General features: G+C 60.0%; 19 protein-coding genes. 15 read left to right on the top strand and 4 right to left on the bottom strand.

All coding sequences use genetic code 11. The features are described from left to right. The first annotated feature begins 5 nt into the window (after positions 1 to 5). Both ACTQW0_RS01470 and ACTQW0_RS01465 read left to right on the top strand, forming a co-directional pair. The gene (locus ACTQW0_RS01470; protein WP_441048758.1) at positions 6 to 1,010 is read left to right on the top strand and encodes a class B sortase; all 1,005 of its coding nucleotides are present in this window, start codon (positions 6 to 8) and stop codon (positions 1,008 to 1,010) included. A gap of 143 nt (positions 1,011 to 1,153) precedes the next feature. Further along, the gene (locus ACTQW0_RS01465; RefSeq protein WP_441566591.1) at positions 1,154 to 1,570 is read left to right on the top strand and encodes a molybdenum cofactor biosynthesis protein MoaE; all 417 of its coding nucleotides are present in this window, start codon (positions 1,154 to 1,156) and stop codon (positions 1,568 to 1,570) included. A 106-nt stretch (positions 1,571 to 1,676) separates the two neighbouring features. Here the strand turns inward: ACTQW0_RS01465 and ACTQW0_RS01460 are convergent, their stop codons facing one another. Next, entirely contained in the window at positions 1,677 to 2,906 is a 1,230-nt protein-coding gene (locus tag ACTQW0_RS01460; RefSeq protein ID WP_441015242.1) for a putative ABC transporter permease, read from the bottom strand. Positions 2,907 to 3,203: 297 nt separating this feature from the next. Between ACTQW0_RS01460 and ACTQW0_RS01455 the strand changes: the two genes are divergently transcribed. The 13 genes from ACTQW0_RS01455 to ACTQW0_RS01395 all read left to right on the top strand — a co-directional run bounded on the left by ACTQW0_RS01455 (position 3,204) and on the right by ACTQW0_RS01395 (position 14,456). After that, on the top strand, positions 3,204 to 4,874 hold the full coding sequence (locus tag ACTQW0_RS01455; RefSeq protein ID WP_441015244.1) for an amidophosphoribosyltransferase: 1,671 nt from the start codon (positions 3,204 to 3,206) through the stop codon (positions 4,872 to 4,874). 156 nt (positions 4,875 to 5,030) lie between these two features. After that, complete coding sequence (gene purM / locus ACTQW0_RS01450) at positions 5,031 to 6,134, top strand: phosphoribosylformylglycinamidine cyclo-ligase (protein ID WP_427717964.1); 1,104 nt, start codon at positions 5,031 to 5,033, stop codon at positions 6,132 to 6,134. Next, positions 6,124 to 6,831 (top strand): phosphoribosylglycinamide formyltransferase, encoded by a 708-nt coding sequence (gene purN / locus ACTQW0_RS01445; RefSeq protein WP_441015246.1) that lies wholly within the window; start codon positions 6,124 to 6,126, stop codon positions 6,829 to 6,831. The genes purM and purN overlap by 11 nt, the downstream gene beginning before the upstream one ends. A gap of 233 nt (positions 6,832 to 7,064) precedes the next feature. Then, positions 7,065 to 7,409, top strand: a complete 345-nt coding sequence (locus ACTQW0_RS01440) for a type II toxin-antitoxin system RelB/DinJ family antitoxin (protein ID WP_441566588.1) — start codon at positions 7,065 to 7,067, stop codon at positions 7,407 to 7,409. Then, entirely contained in the window at positions 7,406 to 7,873 is a 468-nt protein-coding gene (locus ACTQW0_RS01435) for a PIN domain-containing protein (protein WP_427747589.1), read from the top strand. The genes ACTQW0_RS01440 and ACTQW0_RS01435 overlap by 4 nt, the downstream gene beginning before the upstream one ends. A 65-nt stretch (positions 7,874 to 7,938) precedes the next feature. Further along, a complete protein-coding gene (locus tag ACTQW0_RS01430; RefSeq protein WP_427717974.1) occupies positions 7,939 to 8,406 on the top strand; it encodes a PTS sugar transporter subunit IIA in 468 nt (155 codons plus the stop codon). Between the two features lie 119 nt (positions 8,407 to 8,525). Further along, positions 8,526 to 9,749, top strand: coding sequence for a peptidylprolyl isomerase (locus ACTQW0_RS01425; RefSeq protein ID WP_441015252.1), 1,224 nt, complete (start codon positions 8,526 to 8,528; stop codon positions 9,747 to 9,749). Between the two features lie 54 nt (positions 9,750 to 9,803). Further along, entirely contained in the window at positions 9,804 to 10,247 is a 444-nt protein-coding gene (locus ACTQW0_RS01420) for a GatB/YqeY domain-containing protein (protein ID WP_427795123.1), read from the top strand. A 382-nt stretch (positions 10,248 to 10,629) separates the two neighbouring features. After that, the gene (locus ACTQW0_RS01415) at positions 10,630 to 11,361 is read left to right on the top strand and encodes an amino acid ABC transporter ATP-binding protein (RefSeq protein WP_055251548.1); all 732 of its coding nucleotides are present in this window, start codon (positions 10,630 to 10,632) and stop codon (positions 11,359 to 11,361) included. Between the two features lie 8 nt (positions 11,362 to 11,369). After that, positions 11,370 to 12,245: a transporter substrate-binding domain-containing protein gene (locus ACTQW0_RS01410; RefSeq protein ID WP_427793746.1), complete on the top strand. Its 876-nt coding sequence runs from the start codon at positions 11,370 to 11,372 to the stop codon at positions 12,243 to 12,245. Positions 12,246 to 12,270: 25 nt separating this feature from the next. Beyond that, complete coding sequence (locus ACTQW0_RS01405) at positions 12,271 to 13,017, top strand: amino acid ABC transporter permease (protein WP_441566585.1); 747 nt, start codon at positions 12,271 to 12,273, stop codon at positions 13,015 to 13,017. 3 nt (positions 13,018 to 13,020) lie between these two features. Beyond that, positions 13,021 to 13,659 (top strand): amino acid ABC transporter permease, encoded by a 639-nt coding sequence (locus ACTQW0_RS01400; protein WP_055285379.1) that lies wholly within the window; start codon positions 13,021 to 13,023, stop codon positions 13,657 to 13,659. A 173-nt stretch (positions 13,660 to 13,832) separates the two neighbouring features. Then, on the top strand, positions 13,833 to 14,456 hold the full coding sequence (locus tag ACTQW0_RS01395) for an AAA family ATPase (protein ID WP_427717988.1): 624 nt from the start codon (positions 13,833 to 13,835) through the stop codon (positions 14,454 to 14,456). Between the two features lie 127 nt (positions 14,457 to 14,583). Here the strand turns inward: ACTQW0_RS01395 and gltA are convergent, their stop codons facing one another. The 3 genes from gltA to pth form a co-directional block, all read right to left on the bottom strand. Further along, on the bottom strand, positions 14,584 to 15,993 hold the full coding sequence (gene gltA / locus ACTQW0_RS01390) for an NADPH-dependent glutamate synthase (protein WP_441554194.1): 1,410 nt from the start codon (positions 15,991 to 15,993) through the stop codon (positions 14,584 to 14,586). Continuing rightward, entirely contained in the window at positions 15,984 to 16,823 is an 840-nt protein-coding gene (locus ACTQW0_RS01385; protein WP_006235793.1) for a sulfide/dihydroorotate dehydrogenase-like FAD/NAD-binding protein, read from the bottom strand. Before ACTQW0_RS01385 ends, gltA begins: the two co-directional genes overlap by 10 nt. Before the next feature lie 359 nt (positions 16,824 to 17,182). Further along, a complete protein-coding gene (gene pth / locus ACTQW0_RS01380; RefSeq protein WP_427717993.1) occupies positions 17,183 to 17,812 on the bottom strand; it encodes an aminoacyl-tRNA hydrolase in 630 nt (209 codons plus the stop codon). Positions 17,813 to 17,836 lie beyond the last annotated feature (24 nt).

The following is a 17,836-nucleotide window of genomic DNA, read 5'->3' as shown; positions in this document are numbered from 1 at the left end:
GAGTCATGTCCGACTATCAGGGAAAACGTTTCTCGGCTTCTCAGATCCCCGATCCATCCAAGTCGGGATCGGCCCGCTCCATGCAGCAGGGTCGGGCATCCTCTCCTCAACAGGCTCGTGCGCCGCGCCCCGTAACGCCGACGTCCCATCGCCGTCAGGATACGCCGGCTGCGTTTCGCCCCTCGTCATATGGCACGGCAAAGAAGCAGGCCCGGTCGACGAGGCAACCGAGCGGCGCTCCGTCCAGCTACACCGAGCCGCCGCGTAAGAAGCGCCGCTCCATCATCCCCATTCTGCTCATCATCGTGGGCATCGGTCTGATCGTTGCCGCTGCCGCCATCTTTATCAATGCACAGATTGGCTACAAGCAGGCGAGCGATTCGTACCAAAAGATCGAGAAGCAGTACGTGAGCGATAAGGATGCGAGCGGCGTGCCGATTGTCGATTTTGACGCTCTTGCTAAGGCAAATCCCGAGATCGTGGGATGGATTTATGTGCCGGATACCAACATCAACTATCCCGTGGTGCAGGCCAAGGACAACTCTAAATACCTCAACACGCTGTTTGACGGTACGTCCAATGCATCGGGTGCGATTTTCTTGGACTTCGAAGATGTCGCGCCGGGCATGGTGGACCAGCAGACGACAATCTACGGCCACCATATGAACGACGGATCGATGTTTAATGTGATCTCGGACACCACCGACCAGGCGACGTTCGACAGCATCGAGTACGTGTACTACATCACGCGCGATGACACGTATAAGCTGAGACCGCTGGCGACCAAGGTGGTTGAGGATACGTACTCCAAGGCGCGCGCGACCAACTTTGAGGGCGACGACGGGCTGACGAATTATCTGTCCGAGATGCTCGACGGTGCCTCTGCCGTGGCGAGCGATGCCACCGATCGTGCCGCTTCGGCAACCAAGGTCGTAACACTTGTGACCTGCCGCTCACTGTCATTTAGCAATACGCGCGCCGTCATGGTACTCACGCCGGTCGAGGAATAAGTGGTTCGAGAGTAGCTAATTTGGGACGGGGCTCTTTTAGCTACCCCGGGTATGCAGAATGATTTTGCTGGGTTAGGTGACTGGGGTAGCTAAAAGAGCCCCGTCCCAAATTAGCTACTCGACGACGGAAAAAAGGGGAAGCGATGCTTGAAAGTGGCAAATTGATGCCTTCGGTCGATGCGTGGCTGCGCGAAGCCAAGGCCGACGCTTCGGCGCCGGCGTGTGGCATGTACCTGACGCACAATGGCGTGGTGCGTGCAACGCCCAAGTCTGAGGCCCGTGGTGTCGAGACCGATGGCGTGGCGCCGGGCCACAAGGTGGGCGGCGTGGTGTTTGGCTACGACGCCAGCAAGGTACAGGCTGCCATCGAGGCGACGCGCGCGATGCCCGGCATCGGCTATGTGCGCGTATGGCTGGCGAGCGGCGAGCTTGCCGTGGGCGACGACATCATGCTCGTGCTCATTGGCGGAGACATTCGCCCGCACGTGGTCGATGCGCTGCAGGCGCTCGTCGGCACTATCAAGAACGAGTGCGTGAGCGAGGTCGAGCGCGAATCGTAACGCCTAGCCGGCAACCCGTGTACGTCTATAGCAAAAGCCCGCTGGCAGTTCAGGTAAATCTGCCAGCGGGCTTTGGTGTGTTGGGGCTGTTTTGTGCCGGCGCTCGCTACACGCGTGTGGCGTCCTTGGGGCTCATGGTCATGCTCTGGAAGCGATTTTCCATATACTCGTTATCGAAGTACTTTCCGTAGAACTGCGCAACGGGAATATCGCTGGCCGTGCCGTTGACACGCTGGTACCAGTAGTCGAGCGATTGCAGCGTCATGACGCCGTCGACCAGCATGATGATGGTAAAGATGACGGTGGCTGAGTAGCGATTCTTCCAGGGAATCATGTTAATGAGCTTGAGCAATCTGGGCAGCAGCAGCTTGATCCAGATGAGTCCGCCCAGACCCCACAGGCAGGCGAAGCCCGTGCAGGTGCGACCGCCCGTAAGCACGGCGAGCGGATCGGGCATGCCAAAGAGCTTCATGTGCGAGTAGTTCCACGAGACCACACCGAACGAGGTCTGCATAAACCAGCCCACAAAGACCTCAAAGCTTGCGCCAAGCAGGGCGCTCACCAAAAAGATAATGATGGGGTTCTTTTTGTAGAAGCGGTTGAGCACCATGGTCATGAGTACGGCGCCAAATCCGTAGATGGGGCTGAAGGGGCCAAATAGCATGCCGGCGCGGTTCTGGTAGACGCCTGGATCGTCGACCGTCATGTGCCAGATGTCCTCCAGGATCAGACCGAGCACGCAGCAGACAAAGAATACCCAGAACAGGTTGAAGTAGTTGAGCTTGATGTAGCCCTCGCCGGTCTCATCGCGGCCGAGCATACCCTCGGCGGCGGCGTCGCGATCGAGCATCTCCTGCAAGCGGCGCTGCAGTTCGCGCTCCTGACGAAGCGTTGGGTCAACAGTGGCCGAAAGCGCGACGAGGATGCCGAGCTGGATGGCGGGGCGCAGCAAGAACGGCCCGATACCCTGGAGCATCACGTCGACCAAAAGCTCAACGACGGTAAGTGCGATAAGGATATAGGACAGGCGCGCGGCGTTGCGGCGCTGGTTCTTGATGAGGTCCAGGCCAAAGATGATCAAGATGACCGCGCTCGCCGCCGAGAGCATGATGCCGGCGACGATAAGGCCGACCGCGACGAGCGTGTTGTCGCCGAGCTTGGCGGCGGCGTTGCCGTTGATGAGCGCGGTGATGACCTGCCACATAAAGGCGCCGACCGAAGGGAGCGTGCCTACGCCGGACAGGATGCACAGGACGGCGTACACCTTAATGATGAGGGGAATCTTCTTGACCTCCGTGGCGCTGGGGACGCTGGGGTCGAGTTCGTTTCGATCCATACGGAACCTTTCTCGTTTTGTTGTAGGTTACAAGGATACGCCGCCGACCTGCTTAAAGACAGGACGAATGGCCCAATTGCAGCAATGTAAGCCCTAACGGTGGGCGAGACGCGTCGCGACGGAAACATACGGGACCGTTGGCCCCGAGGGCGGGTTGCCAGATAAAATGTTTGGCCGCAAAACGGATTATAAGCTCGGTGGGCTTTTAAAAACCGCTGTTCATGCGCGGGAGTGCTTGTCTTGCCGTGCGTATAATAGGGCAGGTAACGCCAAATAACGAGGCTCTGAGGGGATGCCATGTCTCAAGAAACCATCCGCGCGGCCGAGCGTGCTACGGGACGGCTGACGACCATGTCGACGTATGATCCGGACTCCGACCAGCTGCATGAGGAATGCGGCATCTTTGGTGTGTGGGCACCCGATCGCGACGTGGCTCGACTGACGTACTTTGGTCTGCGTGCGCTGCAGCATCGCGGCCAGGAATCGGCGGGAATCGCCGTGGGCGATGGCGGCACGGTTATGGTTCGCAAAGACCTGGGACTGCTCGATCGCGTGTTCTCCAACGCCGACCTGTCGACGCTCTCCGGCCAGTTGGCTGTGGGCCACGTGCGCTATGGCACCGCCGGCGCCAAGAGCTGGGAAGCCTCGCAGCCGCATCTTTCCACCATCAACAGCGTCATCATCGCGCTTGCGCACAACGGCACCCTGGTTAACACTGACGAGCTGCGCCGCCAGCTGATCGAGCTCGGCGTGCCGTTCCTCTCCAATTCGGATTCCGAGGTCGCGACCAAGCTCATTGGCTACTTTACCCAGTGTACGGGCCACCTGCGCGAGGGCATTCGCAAGACCATGGAGCTCGTGCGCGGCGGCTACGCCATGACGCTCATCAACGAGCAGGCACTCTACGCTTTCCGCGACCCGCATGGCATTCGTCCGCTGGTGCTGGGCAAGCTCGTGGACGAGGGCCTGGACCAGGCCGACGCCGCATCCGTTTCGCAGCTACCGTCGCAAGACGACGCCGCGAGGGTCGACGCTGCCGCTCATGTCACGCGCGCTGGCGGCTGGGTCGTTGCCTCCGAGACATGTGCACTCGATATCGTGGGCGCCGAGTATGTCCGTGATGTCCGTCCCGGCGAGATCTTGCGCATCAGTGCCGAGGGCCTGGTATCCGAGCAGGGTGTGCCCGCTGCCAAAGAGCCCGCTAACTGCATCTTTGAGCAGGTCTACTTTGCCCGCCCCGACTCCATCATGAATGGCAAGAGCGTCTACGCCTGCCGTTACGACATGGGTCGTCAGCTGGCACACGAGGAGCCCGTCGATGCCGACCTGGTCATCGGCGTGCCCGACTCCGGTCTGCCGCCTGCGGAGGGTTATTCGCGCGAGAGCGGCATTCCCTTTGGCGAGGGCCTCATCAAGAATCGCTATGTGGGCCGTACGTTTATCGAGCCCACGCAGGAGCTGCGTGCCATGGGCGTGCGCATGAAGCTCAATCCATTGCGCGACAATATCGAGGGCAAGCGCCTGGTCGTCATCGACGACTCCATCGTTCGCGGCACCACCATGGTGCAGCTCGTCAAGATGCTGCGCAACGCCGGCGCCAAGGAGATTCACATCCGCATCAACTCGCCCGAGGTCATCTGGCCGTGCTTCTACGGCATCGATACCGACGTGCAGTCGCAGCTCATCAGCGCTAACAAGACGGTCGATGAGATCTGCGAGTACATTGGCGCCGATTCGCTGGCCTTCCTTTCGGTCGAGGGCCTGCTGAAGGTCATGCCCAAGGGCGGCTACTGCGATGCGTGCTTTACCGGCCGTTATCCCGTGGCGATTCCCGAGAGCTTTGGCCGCGACAAGTTTATGGAGGGCTTTAAGCCCCGCAACCTGGATAAGCCGCTGCACTTTGGCGAAGACGCCGTGGTCGAGAAATACGATGACCGCAGCTGGGAAGAGAAGCACGGCGAGGCCTAAAACCTGTCATTTAGGGACAGGTTTATTTTGGTAGGTTTTACCTGCTGTTTTGTTGATATGACGGCGCGCACCGCTGCGGTGTGCGCCGATATGAACGCAACTATGAGCACTGTTTGGCGTCTGTGTGTCAAACGGTAGTGGGAGAGGAAGGCTCAGATGAGCGACAGCAAGCATGTGACGTATGAGGATGCCGGCGTCGATACCGCCGAGGGCGGCCGCGCCGTCGACGCTATTAAGCAAATGGTTAAGGATACCAACCGTCCCGAGGTTATCGGCGGCATCGGTGGCTTTGGCGGCCTGTTCTCGGCCGCCGCGCTTAAGGATATGGAAGACCCGATCCTGATCAGCGGTACCGACGGCGTGGGCACCAAGCTCGTCCTCGCCCAGATCATGGACCGTCACGAGACGGTGGGCCAGGACCTGGTCGCCATGTGCGTCAACGACATTTTGGCTTCGGGCGCCGAGCCGCTCTTCTTTTTGGACTATGTTGCCATCGGCCACATCGAGGCCGAGCACATGGCAAAGATCATCAAGGGCGTGGCCGATGGCTGCAAGCTCGCGGGCTGCGCGCTCGTGGGCGGCGAGATGGCCGAGCACCCGGGCGTCATGGCTCCCGCCGACTACGACCTCGCCGGCTTTACCGTGGGTGTCGTCGACCGTCCCAAGATGCTCGACCCCGCCAACGTCCGCCCCGGCGACGTGATTCTGGGCCTTCCCTCCACCGGCGTGCACTCCAACGGCTACTCGCTCGTGCGTAAGGTCATCGGCGTTGACGGCATCAAGCCGGGTACGCCCGAGGCCGCCGCTAAGGCCGAGGAGCTGAGCCGTCCGCTCGAGGAGCTCGGCGGCGCATCACTGGCAGACGCTCTGCTGGCCCCCACGCGCATCTACGTCAAGCCGATTCTTGAGCTGCTCCGCGGCGGCGCTCCGGTGCACGCCATCGCCCATATCACCGGCGGTGGCATCACCGAGAATCTTAACCGTGCGCTGGCCGACGACGTCGACGCCGTGGTCACCCGCAATGGCGCCGAGATGGGCTGGGACATTCCGCCCGTCATCACCTATGTTTCGCACCAGGCCGAGCTTACGCCCAACGAGGCATGCAAGACCTTCAACATGGGCGTCGGCCTGTGCCTGATTGTCGCTCCCGAAGATGAGGCCGCGGTAACCGATGCCCTGGTCGCGCTGGGCGAGAAGCCGTTCCGCGTGGGCGAATGCGTCGAGGGCTCCGGTAAGGTCGTGTACTCCGATGAGCGCTAACGAGCAGACGGCTGCCGCCGAGGGCCTGGGTTTTGCGCCCTATACCCGTCCGACCGGCACCGATACCACCGAGCCGCTCAAGATCGGCGTGCTCATCAGCGGTTCGGGCACCAACCTGCAGGCGCTGATCGACCTGATCGCCGCCGGCAAGCTCAATGCTTCGATCGAGCTCGTGGTGTCGAGCCGTCCTTCGGCCAAGGGCCTGCAGCGTGCAGAGCGTGCGGGTATCCAGACGCTGACGCTCTCCAAGGATGTCTACGCCGACCCTATCGCCGCCGACGAGATTATTGCGCACGAGCTTCTCGAGCGCGGCTGCGAGTATGTGGTCATGGCTGGTTACATGCGCATGGTGCATACGCCGCTGCTGGCGGCGTTCCCCAACCGCGTTGTCAATCTGCATCCGGCGCTGCTGCCGAGCTTTACCGGTGCGCATGCGATCGATGATGCCTTTGCGCGCGGCGTCAAGGTGACCGGTGTGACCGTGCATTTTGCCAACGAGATCTACGACAACGGTCCCATCATCGCCCAGCGCGCGCTGGCTGTTGAGGAAGGTTGGGATGTCGACACACTCGAGGAGCACATTCACGCGATCGAGCACGTGCTGTATCCCGAAGTCGTGCAGATGCTCGCTGACGGCCGCGTCCACGTGCTGGAGAGCGGTAAGGTGGCAATTGATCCGGCGCGCCATCGTGCGTAAAAGGATTCGCTTGGTTTTCGTTGCAACGTAAACTATCAAAAAGCTGATTGGGGCATTTGGAATCACATGTGCCCCAATCAGCTTAATATCTCTTTGATTTTGGGCTCTGGATAACGTGACGGGCACCATTCCCATTTCAAGAAATCCGATAGGGCCTCGTCTGTGTGTGGGCGGGGCCCTTTTGCGTGGCCTTTTATGTTTGCTATACTGCTAGCAAGTAGAGAGGAGCCGCTATGGGTGCAGCAACGGTGCAGCTCAACACACGAATCGATCCTATGCTCAAGGCTGGTGGCGATGCGGTCCTGACACGCAATGGATTGGGGCCGAGCGATGCCATTCGTGCGCTTTGGGCCTATCTTGTCGAGCATCAAGCGTTGCCGGGATTTATGGTGACGGATAAGCGCGAGGCGCCCCGCGCGGAGAGCCTGGCTGAGCAGGGGTGTGGCCTAGCTTTTTCATCGCTGGGGCTAAATGCTTCGGATTTTGCGCCAGTTGGATCATCTGCGGAAGACTGGGATGCCGTACGAGATGATATGTATGACACGATGATTGCCGATATTGAGGCGAATTGTCGATGATCGAGGCAAAGCATCTCTTGGTAGATACGAACGTTTGGCTCGATTATTACCTGCAAGAGGGGGCGTTCGACGAAGCGAAGAGATTAGTTGAACTGGCCGAGGCGGGAAAGATTGACCTTCTGTACACGCCCACGACGGCAAAGGATGTGTTCTATATCCTGCCTCGGCGTCTGGCCCGGCGGAATGCGAATGGGATTAACGTTTCGTTTGCCTCGGCGTCATGGGCCTGCATCGAGCATATGATGCAGGTGGCAACTGCCTCTCCGCTTTCGTTGGCAGAGTGCGAGATGGCGCGCATGCTTGGCAAGCGCATGCCGGATCTTGAAGACAACCTCATCATCGCTTCGGGCGAGACGGCAGATGTTGACTACGTGGTCACGAGCGATCGGCGCATGCTGGAGGCGATGCCCGAGGTGTGCTTGACGCCTGCCCGCGCACTCGAGATGATTGGGATCCTCGGCTAACCTTGCCTGTCTGGTTTCGCTATCATATGGGGCATTGTGAACCTCATGCAACTTTGGAGGACGGTATGGCGGATAACGCCGAGATGCTATTCGCGCCTGAGCTGGTGTTTTTTGATTGGGAGTGCGCGACGCCGGATGAGGTGTTTGCGCGACTCGAGGGCGAGCTTGCTCCGCGCGGCTACATTGCGTCCGGTTGGCTCGATGCCGTCCGTACGCGCGAGGACATCTATCCCACGGGCCTCGCCATGCCGGCGGCCAATATTGCCATTCCGCATACCGATCCGGGGTTTGTGGCTAAGCCCTATATCGCGGTGATTAAGCCCTCCGCGCCCGTGACGTTCAATGCTATGGCGGGCATGGGTGCCCCCGTGCCGGCGCAGATCATCATCAATCTGGGTATTGCCGAGCCGGGCGGCCAGGTCGAGGCCCTGCAAGCGCTTATGAATATCTTTATGGATGCCGACGCCGCAGCCGACGTGCTCGGTCAGACTTCGTCCCAGGGCATGGTCGACGCCATCCGCCGCCACTTCTAAGACTGGCACCTTTGCACCAAAATGGTGCAGATTAACCTGTCTCCCATGCACCAGGTGTGCCGCGGGGCTGTGTTGTGACACAATGACGTTTGTTCGATTCGTGATGCGAAAGGCCAACTATGGCAAACAAGAAAAAGAACCCAGAGGCCGCACCGACGCCCGAGCAACGGTCCCGCGCTGCCTCCAGCTCTCGCAAGAAGCAGCGCAAGACGTACGTGTCTAAGACCGTCAAGATCGTTCTGGTGGTTATCGGCGTGCTGGCAATGCTGCTTTCCGTCTCGGCCATGGCGTGCTCCGGTTTGATGTCGCAGACCGAGAACAATAACTCGGGTTACAAACTGACCGGCGGCGTGGCTGCTACTATCAACGGCACCAACCTCACCGAGGACACCGTGACCAAGCAGATCATGAGCATGCGCACGTCCTACGGCTATACCAAGGATGAGGATTGGGCGCAGTATCTGGTTGACAACGACCTGACGCCCAAGAAGTACCGCAAACAGCTCATCGATTCCTATACGCAGCAGATTCTGCTCCAGCAGGCGCAGAAGGAGAACGGCGTGACGGTTTCGGACGAGGAAGTAGAGAAGGCTTGGAAGGACGCCTGCAAGAGCGCGGGCGGCGCCAAGACCTTTAAGGAGACCCTTAAGACCTACGGCTATACCGAGGACACCTACAAGGATTCGCTCAAGGAGAGCCTGGCGCAGCAGAAGCTTAAGGATGCCGTTGCTCCCACCAGCAAGCCCAAGGACAGCGAGATTGTCGATTACATTAACGAGAACCTGTCTAACTACAACGATGCCCGCCGCTCGTCGAACATCCTGATCAAGGTTGATTCCGACGCTTCCGACGAGGACAAGGCCGCCGCCAAGGCCAAGGCGCAGGAGTGCCTGGATAAGATCAACTCCGGCGAGCTGAGCTTTGAGGATGCCGTGAAGCAGTATTCCGACGACACCGGTTCCAAGGAGAAGAAGGGTGACGTGGGCTGGGATAAGCTCACCACCTTTGTCGACAGCTACCAGACGGCGCTCGAGGGCCTTAACAAGGGCGATGTGAGCGATGTGGTCGAGTCGACGTATGGCTACCACATCATCAAGTGCACCGACTACTTCCATGTCGATGGCCAGGTCGATGACATCAATCAGGTGCCCAAGGCTATTAAGAAGTACGTTTCCAATGTGGTGAAGACCCAAGCATCGGGCACGGCATACAACGAGTGGCTGGAGAAGTACACGAAGGATGCCGACATTACCGTCAACCCCATGCCCAAGGACGTGCCCTATAACGTGAGCCTGAAGGGCGTCACCAAGAGCTCGACCGACGATTCGTCGACGACTGAGTAATCAAGGGGCGGTGCTCGTGCGAGTGCCGCCCACACTATTGAGGAGGATTTGCAGATGACCAACGAAGAGCTGCAGCAGGAAATGATTGCCGCCATGAAGGCCAAGGACAAGGTTCGCCTGTCTATCATTCGCCAGGTCAAGGCCGAGGTTAAGAACATCGAGGTCAACGAGCGCCGCGACGTGACCGAGGAAGACGTCAACAGCATGATCAAGCGTCTGATTAAGCAGACAAGCGAGACGTTGGAGATGTCCATCAAGGCCGGTACCGATCAAGATCGTACCGACAACCTGACCGAGCAGGTCAAGATTCTGGAGAGCCTACTGCCCGCGCAGGTTTCGGGCGAGGAGCTCGAGGCTCTGATTGAGCAGGTCATCGCCGAGCTGGGCGCCACGTCCAAGAAGCAGATGGGCCAGGTTATGGGGGCGCTCGGCAAGGCCACCGGCGGCAACTTCGATAAACCGGCCGCGGCAAAGATCGTCGGCGGCAAACTCGCGTAATTTGTTACGCGGTTTTACCAAACCGCGTAACGGCTCGACGCTGCAAACCCGTACACGCGGCAATCTGACGTTCAATTTCAAGGGCGCGACCATGAGGTCTGCGCCCTTTCATTTCACGTCACCTTGCTCGCGTGTACGGGTTTTCGCTGACTTATGCTCAACAAGGGCGGTTGTATTATTTTCGGGTCTTGAGGGGCGCGGCCGTCATGGTCGCGCCCCTTTTTGCTGGGCTGGGTACTCATTTAAGCCTGTCCCCAATGAGTGGTCCCCAATGAGCGGGTTAAAGGTTGCGGGTTCTTTACGGGAATGTAGTGTGGGCTGCGGAAACGTGGTTCTTTCCGTAAAATAGAGCAATTCGTGTAAGCGCAGGGAAGGGATATTCATGGCAGACATGATCGAGATCAAGCATCTCAACAAGTACTTTGGCGACCTGCATGTGCTCAAAGATATCAACCTCACCGTCAAGCGCGGCGAGAAGCTCGTAATGATCGGGCCTTCCGGCTCGGGCAAGTCCACGCTCATCCGTTGCGTCGATTATCTGGAGGAGCCCACGTCGGGCGAGGTCATCATCGACGGTACGCCGCTCACCAAAAAGAATCACCTGGAGATGGCTCGCAAGTACAGCTCCATGGTGTTTCAGCAGTTCAACCTATATCCCAACATGACGGTGCTGGGCAACCTGACGCTCGCGCCCATCAAGCTGCAAAAGAAGAGTAAGGAGGAGGCGACCGAGATCGCCATCGCCGCGCTCAAGCGCGTCGGCATGGCGCATAAGGCCGGCGAGTATCCGCAGAACCTCTCGGGCGGTCAGCAGCAGCGCATCGCCATTGCCCGTGCCCTGTGCACCAAGCAGCCCATCATCCTGTTTGACGAGCCGACCTCGGCGCTCGACCCCGAGATGGTCCAGGAAGTCCTGGACGTTATGATTGAGCTCGCGCAGGAGGATATCACCATGATCTGCGTGACGCACGAGATGGGCTTTGCGCGCCAGGTGGCCGACCGCGTCATCTTTATGGAGGACGGCCGTATCCTAGAGGAGGGCACACCCGAGCACTTCTTCGATAACCCCGAGAACCCGCGCTGCCGCGAGTTTCTGTCCAAGATTCTGCACTAGGCGCGGTGATGGACATGACGGATATGACGAGGGCGGCCGTGTCGCGCCGCCACTTTTTGCAGCTGGCGGGCGCCGGTATGCTCGCGCTGACGGGGACCGCGCTTGCCGGTTGCGGCAACTCCACCGTCGGCGAGGGCTCCGACAAGGGGTCTAAGCTTGCGGCCATCAAGTCGCGTGGCCATCTGAACGCCGGCGTTAAGAAGGACGTTCCTGGCTACGGCTATTACGACACCGCCAAGGGCCGCTTTGAGGGCATGGAGGTCGATTTGTGCTACCAGATCGCCGCTGCCGTCTTTGGCGTGAGCTACAAGGATGCCCGCGCCCAGGAGCTTGTCGAGTTTACCGACGTAACGCCCAAGACGCGCGGCCCGCTGATCGATAACGGCCAGCTCGACGTGGTCGCGGCGACCTACACCATCACCGACGAGCGCAAGAAGAGCTGGGATTTCTCGACGCCGTACCGCACCGACTACGTGGGACTCATGGTCAAGAAGCGTTCGGGCTTTACCTCGATTGAGGACCTGGACGGCAAGGTCATTGGCGTGAGCCAGGGTGCCACCACGCAGGGCCTGATCGAGCAGATGATCAAGGACAACGGCTTTAGCTGCGAGCCCGAGTTTAGGGCCTTTAGCGGCTACCCCATCATTAAGAGTTCGCTCGATGCCGGCAATATCGACGTCTTTGCCATGGACCGCTCCACGCTGGCCGGTTACATGAACGAGACCGTCGAGCTGCTGCAACCCGAGGTCAAGTTTGGCGAGCAGGGCTACGGCGTGGCGACCAAGAAGGGCTGTGATCTTTCGGCCGTGGTCGATCAGGTGATATGCGATCGCCTGGCCGACGGCTGGCTCGACCAAGAGGTTAAGACCTGGGGTCTTGTATAGGCGCATCGTCCAAGGAAGGAATCAAATGCTCGAAGGATTGTTTGACGCCGACCGCTGGTCGACGACATTCCAAAACATGGGGCCCTTCTGGGAGGGCTTTGGCGTGACGATGCAGGTGGTCGTTGCCGGCCTGCTGCTGTCGCTGGTGTTGGGCACGCTGCTGGGCGTGTTCTCTACCACTCGTTCTCGCGTTTTGCGCGCCATAAGCCGCGTGTACGTGGAGTTTTACCAGAACACCCCGCTGCCCGTGCAGGTGCTCTTTATGTACATGGCCGGTCCGCAGTTTTTGCAGGCCATAACCGGTGCCGACCAGCCGGTGCGTATCGCGCCGTTTGTGCTGGGCTTCTTGGGCGTGGGCCTGTATCACGCTGCCTACATTTCGGAGGTCATCCGTACCGGTATCGAGGCCGTTCCGCGTGGCCAGATGGAGGCGGCCCAGAGCCAGGGCTTCACCCGTGCGCAGGCATACTGGTACATCGTGCTGCCCCAGACGTTCGAGATCATTCTGCCGCCTCTGTGTAACCAGGCACTCAACCTGGTCAAAAACACGTCGGTGCTGGCGCTTGTGGCCGGCGGCGACCTTATGTACCGTTCCGACAACTTTGTGAGTCTGTACGGGTACCTGCAGGGATACATCGTCTGCTGCCTTATGTACTTCATCATCTGCTTTCCGCTCGCCATGCTGGTGCAATGGCTCGAGCGCCGCTCCAAGGAGCGCCCGCGCGGCATGAGCCTGGCCGAGCTGGGGCTTGACAACGTAGAGGAGGCCTAGCGCATGGAAATCTTCAACGCGACCAACCTGCTTTACATTTGGGGTGGCTTTGTTAAGACGATCGAGATCTCGGCGCTGTCGATCTTTTTCTCGCTCATCTTTGGCACGGTGCTGGCGCTCGTTAAAAGCTACGCGCCCCGTCCATTCCGTATTTTGGTGAGCGCCTATATCGAGCTGTTCCGTTGCACGCCAAACTTGCTGTGGATCCTGTTTATCTACTTTACGGTGCAGGGTTTGGACATTGTGATTTCGACCATCGCCTTTACGCTGTTTACCAGCGCTGTTATGGCCGAGATTGTGCGTGGCGGCCTCAACTCGATTCCGCGCGGCCAGTTTGAGGCGGCGCAGAGCCAGGGCTTTGGCTTCTTTGCCACCATGCGCTATATCATTCTGCCGCAGACGTTTAAGACGATCATTCCGGCGCTGTTTAGCCAGTGCACGACCGTCATCAAGGACAGCTCGTATCTTTCGGGCATTAACGTGGCCGAGCTCATGTACACGGCAAACGTCGTGATGGCCCACGCGATCGACCTGTCGCAGGTGCTTATGCTCTACGGCCTGGTGTTTGCGATGTACTTTGTGCTCAACTTTGGTATCTCGCTGCTGGTGAGGGCATATCAACGTCGCATTGTGGCCGCATAGTCCTGCTTCCCCAAGCACGGCACCTTGCCCCTCAATCGTCGCTTGCGTACATTTAGTACGTGGCGCTCCTCTTTCGGGGCAATCTGCCGCACTTGGGAAACCAGGACGAAGGTGGGGGCAAAATGAATGTGACAAAGGGACTGTCCCTTTGTCACATAGAGAAAGGAATCGCGATGAGCGATCTGGAGAACAAGAAGAATCCTGTGGTCATTACCATCGCGCGCGACTTTGGCGCCGAGGGCCACGAGATTGGCCGCATGCTTGCCAACGAGTTGGGAATTCCGCTGTACGATAACGAGCTGCTGGTGCGTGCGTCGATGCGCGCGGGTGAGTCGCTCGATAAGATGGCCGCCTATGACGAGCGTCTGGCCGTGGAGAACATGGCGTTTCTGCCCGACCGCTACGATGCGCGTTCGTACTCGGACAAGTTGTTCCAAAAGATGAGTCAGGTGATTTTGGACCTGGGCGAGACCGAGAGCTGCATTATCGAAGGCCGCCTGTCCGATTACCTGCTGCGTAACAACCCCAATCACATTGCCGTGTTGGTGACCGCACCCTTTGAGGACCGCGTCGAGATCGTGCGCAAGAAGCGTGGGCTCAACAAAAAGAAGGGCGCCAAGCTGGTCAAGCAGCAGCAGAAGGCACGCGAGGCGTTCTATAAGCGCTACAGCGCCGGAAAGTGGAAGATGACGAGTGGCAAGGATATCGTCGTCAACCGCGCCAAGCTGGGCCGCGAGGGCTGCAAAGACGTCATAGCCGCTGCCTACCGCTACAAGGTGGCGCAGCTCGAAGGCTAGCCGACCAAAAGCCATCACAAAGGGGACAGGCACCTTTATGGTGATCGGGCGGCTGGCATAGAAAAAGTCCCCGCCGGGCGTGTGCCCGACGGGGACTTTGCCGTTTGGTGGCTAGCGCTGTAGGTGATTACTCACCCAGCAGGCTCTTGGTGATGGAAGCGGCGGCCTTCTTGCCGGCGCCCATCGCCAGAATGACCGTAGCGGCACCGGTGACGATGTCGCCGCCGGCCCAGATGCGGGGATCGGTGGTCTGGCCGGTCTCCTCGTCGGCGACGATGTAGCCCCACTTGTTGAGCTCCATCTTGCCGCCGATCTTGGCAGCGAAGGGGTTGGCGTTGGTACCGATAGCCGAGATCGCGACGTCGCAGGGGATCTCCTCGATGGCGCCCTCGATGGGCACCGGGCGACGACGGCCGGACTCGTCGGGCTCGCCGAGCTCCATCTTCTGGACCTTGACGGAGCACACGGAGCCGTCCTCGCCAGCGACAAACTCGAGCGGGGAGACGAGCGGCAGAACCTCGACGCCTTCGGCCTTGGCATGGTGCAGCTCGGCGCGGCGGCAGGGCATCTCGTCCTCGGTACGACGGTAGGCGATGATGGCGTGCTCGGCGCCCAGGCGCTTGGCGGTACGGACGGCGTCCATAGCCACGTTGCCGCCGCCAAAGACGACGACGTTCTTGCCATGCTTGGTGGGGGTGTCGTACTCGGGGAACTTGTTGGCCTTCATCAGGTTCACGCGGGTGAGGTACTCGTTAGCGAAGAAGACGTTGGGCAGGTTCTCGCCGGGGACGTTGAGGAACTTGGGCAGGCCAGCGCCGGTCGCCACGTAGATGGCGTCGAAGCCCTGCTCGAACAGCTCATCGGCCGTGGCCATGTTGCCCACGACGGAGTTGTACTCAAACTTGACGCCCATGTCCTCCAGACCGTCAATCTCGCGCTTGACGACTGCCTTGGGCAGACGGAACTCGGGGATGCCATAGACCAGCACGCCGCCGCCGGTGAAGAAGGCCTCAAAGACGGTGACGTCAAAGCCGTTACGGGCGAGCTCGCCGGCGCAGGTGATGCCGGACGGGCCGGAGCCGACGACGGCGACCTTCTTGCCGTTCTTGGGAGCCATCTTGGGCGTGGAAGCGAGCTCGGGGCGGTCACCCAGGAAGCGCTCGAGCTGGCCGATGGCCACGGGCTCGGACTTCTTACCACGGATGCACTTGCCCTCGCACTGGTTCTCCTGCGGGCAGACGCGACCGCAGATGGCGGGAAGCATGGAGTCCTCGCGGATGGTATCGAGGGCGCCGCCAAAGTCCTTCTCGCGGATTTGCTCGATAAAGCGGGGAATGTTGATGTTGACGGGGCAGCCCTCAACACAGAACGGCTTCTTGCAGTTGAGGCAGCGCTCGGCCTCGGCCAGCGCCATCTCCTCGGTGAAGCCCTTGTCGACGGGGCGGAAGTCGCAGGCGCGCTCGGCAGCCGGCTCCTCGTTATCGGGGGTGCGGGGCGACTTCATATCGGCAACGAAACGACCGTTAACTAGTGGCATGCGCAGCTCTTTTCCTCATAGGCCTTGAGGGACTCGCCCTCTTCGGAACGGTAAGCGGCCTGGCGGGCACGAAGGTCATCCCAGTCGACCAGGGTGGCATCGAAGTCGGGGCCGTCGACGCAAGCGAACTTGGTCACGCCGCCCACCTCGACGCGGCAGCAGCCGCACATACCGGTGCCGTCAACCATGATGGGGTTGAGCGACGCGGTGATGGGGGTGTCGTACTTCTGGGCGGTGAGGGTCGAGAACTTCATCATCGGAACGGGGCCGACGCAGAAGACCTGGCTCACGGCCTTGTCCTGCAGCAGGCGCTCCAGCGGAGCGGTGACAACGCCCTGCTCGCCGTAGGAACCGTCGTCGGTGGTGATGTGGATGTGGTCCTCGTCGAGGAGCTCGCGGAACTGGTCCTCCATGAGCAGGAGGTCCTTGGTGCGAGCGCCCATGATGGCGTGCACCTCGTGGCCGGTCTCGACCAGGTGCTTGGCGACCGGGAAGGCAATTGCCAGGCCGACGCCGCCGCCAATGACGGCGCAGGGGCCCTCGGCCATCTCGGTGGGAACGCCCAGCGGGCCCACGACGTCGCGCAGCGACTCGCCGGCCTCGTAGGTGGAAAGCATCTCGGTGGTCTTGCCGATCACCATGAAGATGAACTCGACCCAGCCCTCGTCACCGTTCCAGCCGGCCAGAGTAAACGGGACACGCTCGCCCGTCTCGTTGGCGCGAACCATGAGGAACTGTCCAGCGTGCGCATGCTTGGCGATTGCAGGCGCCTCGATGCGGAACTTGAACACCTTCTCCGAGAACTGCGTCTTCTCCAGGATCTTATACATAGAACCCCTCTCTTGTTAGGGCAACCGAACCGTGCCTCCACGGAAATGGACGGCAGCCCGAATAAAACCGTACGCGCACAGGCGTTGTGCAGACATACGGTGCAAATTATACCCTCATGGACATGTTGCTTGCGTGTATCTTTGGCAGGCGGGAAAAGTGATCTAGCACAAAGAGACAGGTTTATTTTGGCGGGTTTTATCAGATAAAACGACAAAAGGGGCCGGCCTTGCACATCGGTGAGGCCGGCCCCTTTTAGGGCGTTGGGTATGTATGGCGGCACAGGGTTTATTGCGATGCGGCCGCTGCGGCGTTTTCGCATATAAAACCTGCCAAAATAAACATCCCTTTTTGGTAGGTTTTAGTGCTTGCCGTTGGCAGAGGCGGAGCCGTTGACGTGGTCGCGGGCATAGATTACGCCGTGCACAATCGCCAGGCCGGCGGCGTCGGCGGCGCGGGCGCAGGTGTCCTGGAAGTCCTCGGCCTCGCGGGCGCGCAGCTGCTTGAGCACGTAGTCGGCGACAGCCATCTTGCCGGGAGGGTTGCCGATGCCGGTGCGGATGCGGCTAAAGTCGCGGCTGCCCATCTTGTCGATGATGGAACGCAGGCCGTTGTGGCCGGCGTGGCCGCCGCCCACCTTGACGCGCACGTCGCCGGCGGGAATGTCGAGCTCATCGTGGATTACGAGCAGCTCTTCGGCCTTGATTTTGTACTCTCGGCAAAGCTTGGAGATGGGGCCGCCCGAGGTGTTCATGTACGACTGCGGCTTGACCAGCACAATCTGGCGCTTGCCGCCCTCTTCCTCTGGATCGTTGATGTTGATGAGCGCGACCTCGGCGCCGGCCTGGTTTTTCCAGTACGTGACGCCGGCCTGACGCGCCAGCTCGTCGATCGCCTTAAAGCCTGCGTTGTGGCGGGTCTCGGCATACTCATCGCCAGGGTTGCCAAGTCCGGCAACCATGCGAATCTTAAGCGGCTGTGCAGCTGCCATGTGCTTCCTTTCATCGATTTGTCG

Origin of the sequence: Collinsella sp. LCP19S3_B7 (genome assembly GCF_052121795.1) — a bacterium.
In the GTDB taxonomy this organism is placed as follows: Bacteria; Actinomycetota; Coriobacteriia; order Coriobacteriales; family Coriobacteriaceae; genus Collinsella.
The sequence above is the reverse complement of the archived record's forward strand: the minus strand, read 5'-3'. Positions and strand labels throughout refer to the sequence as shown.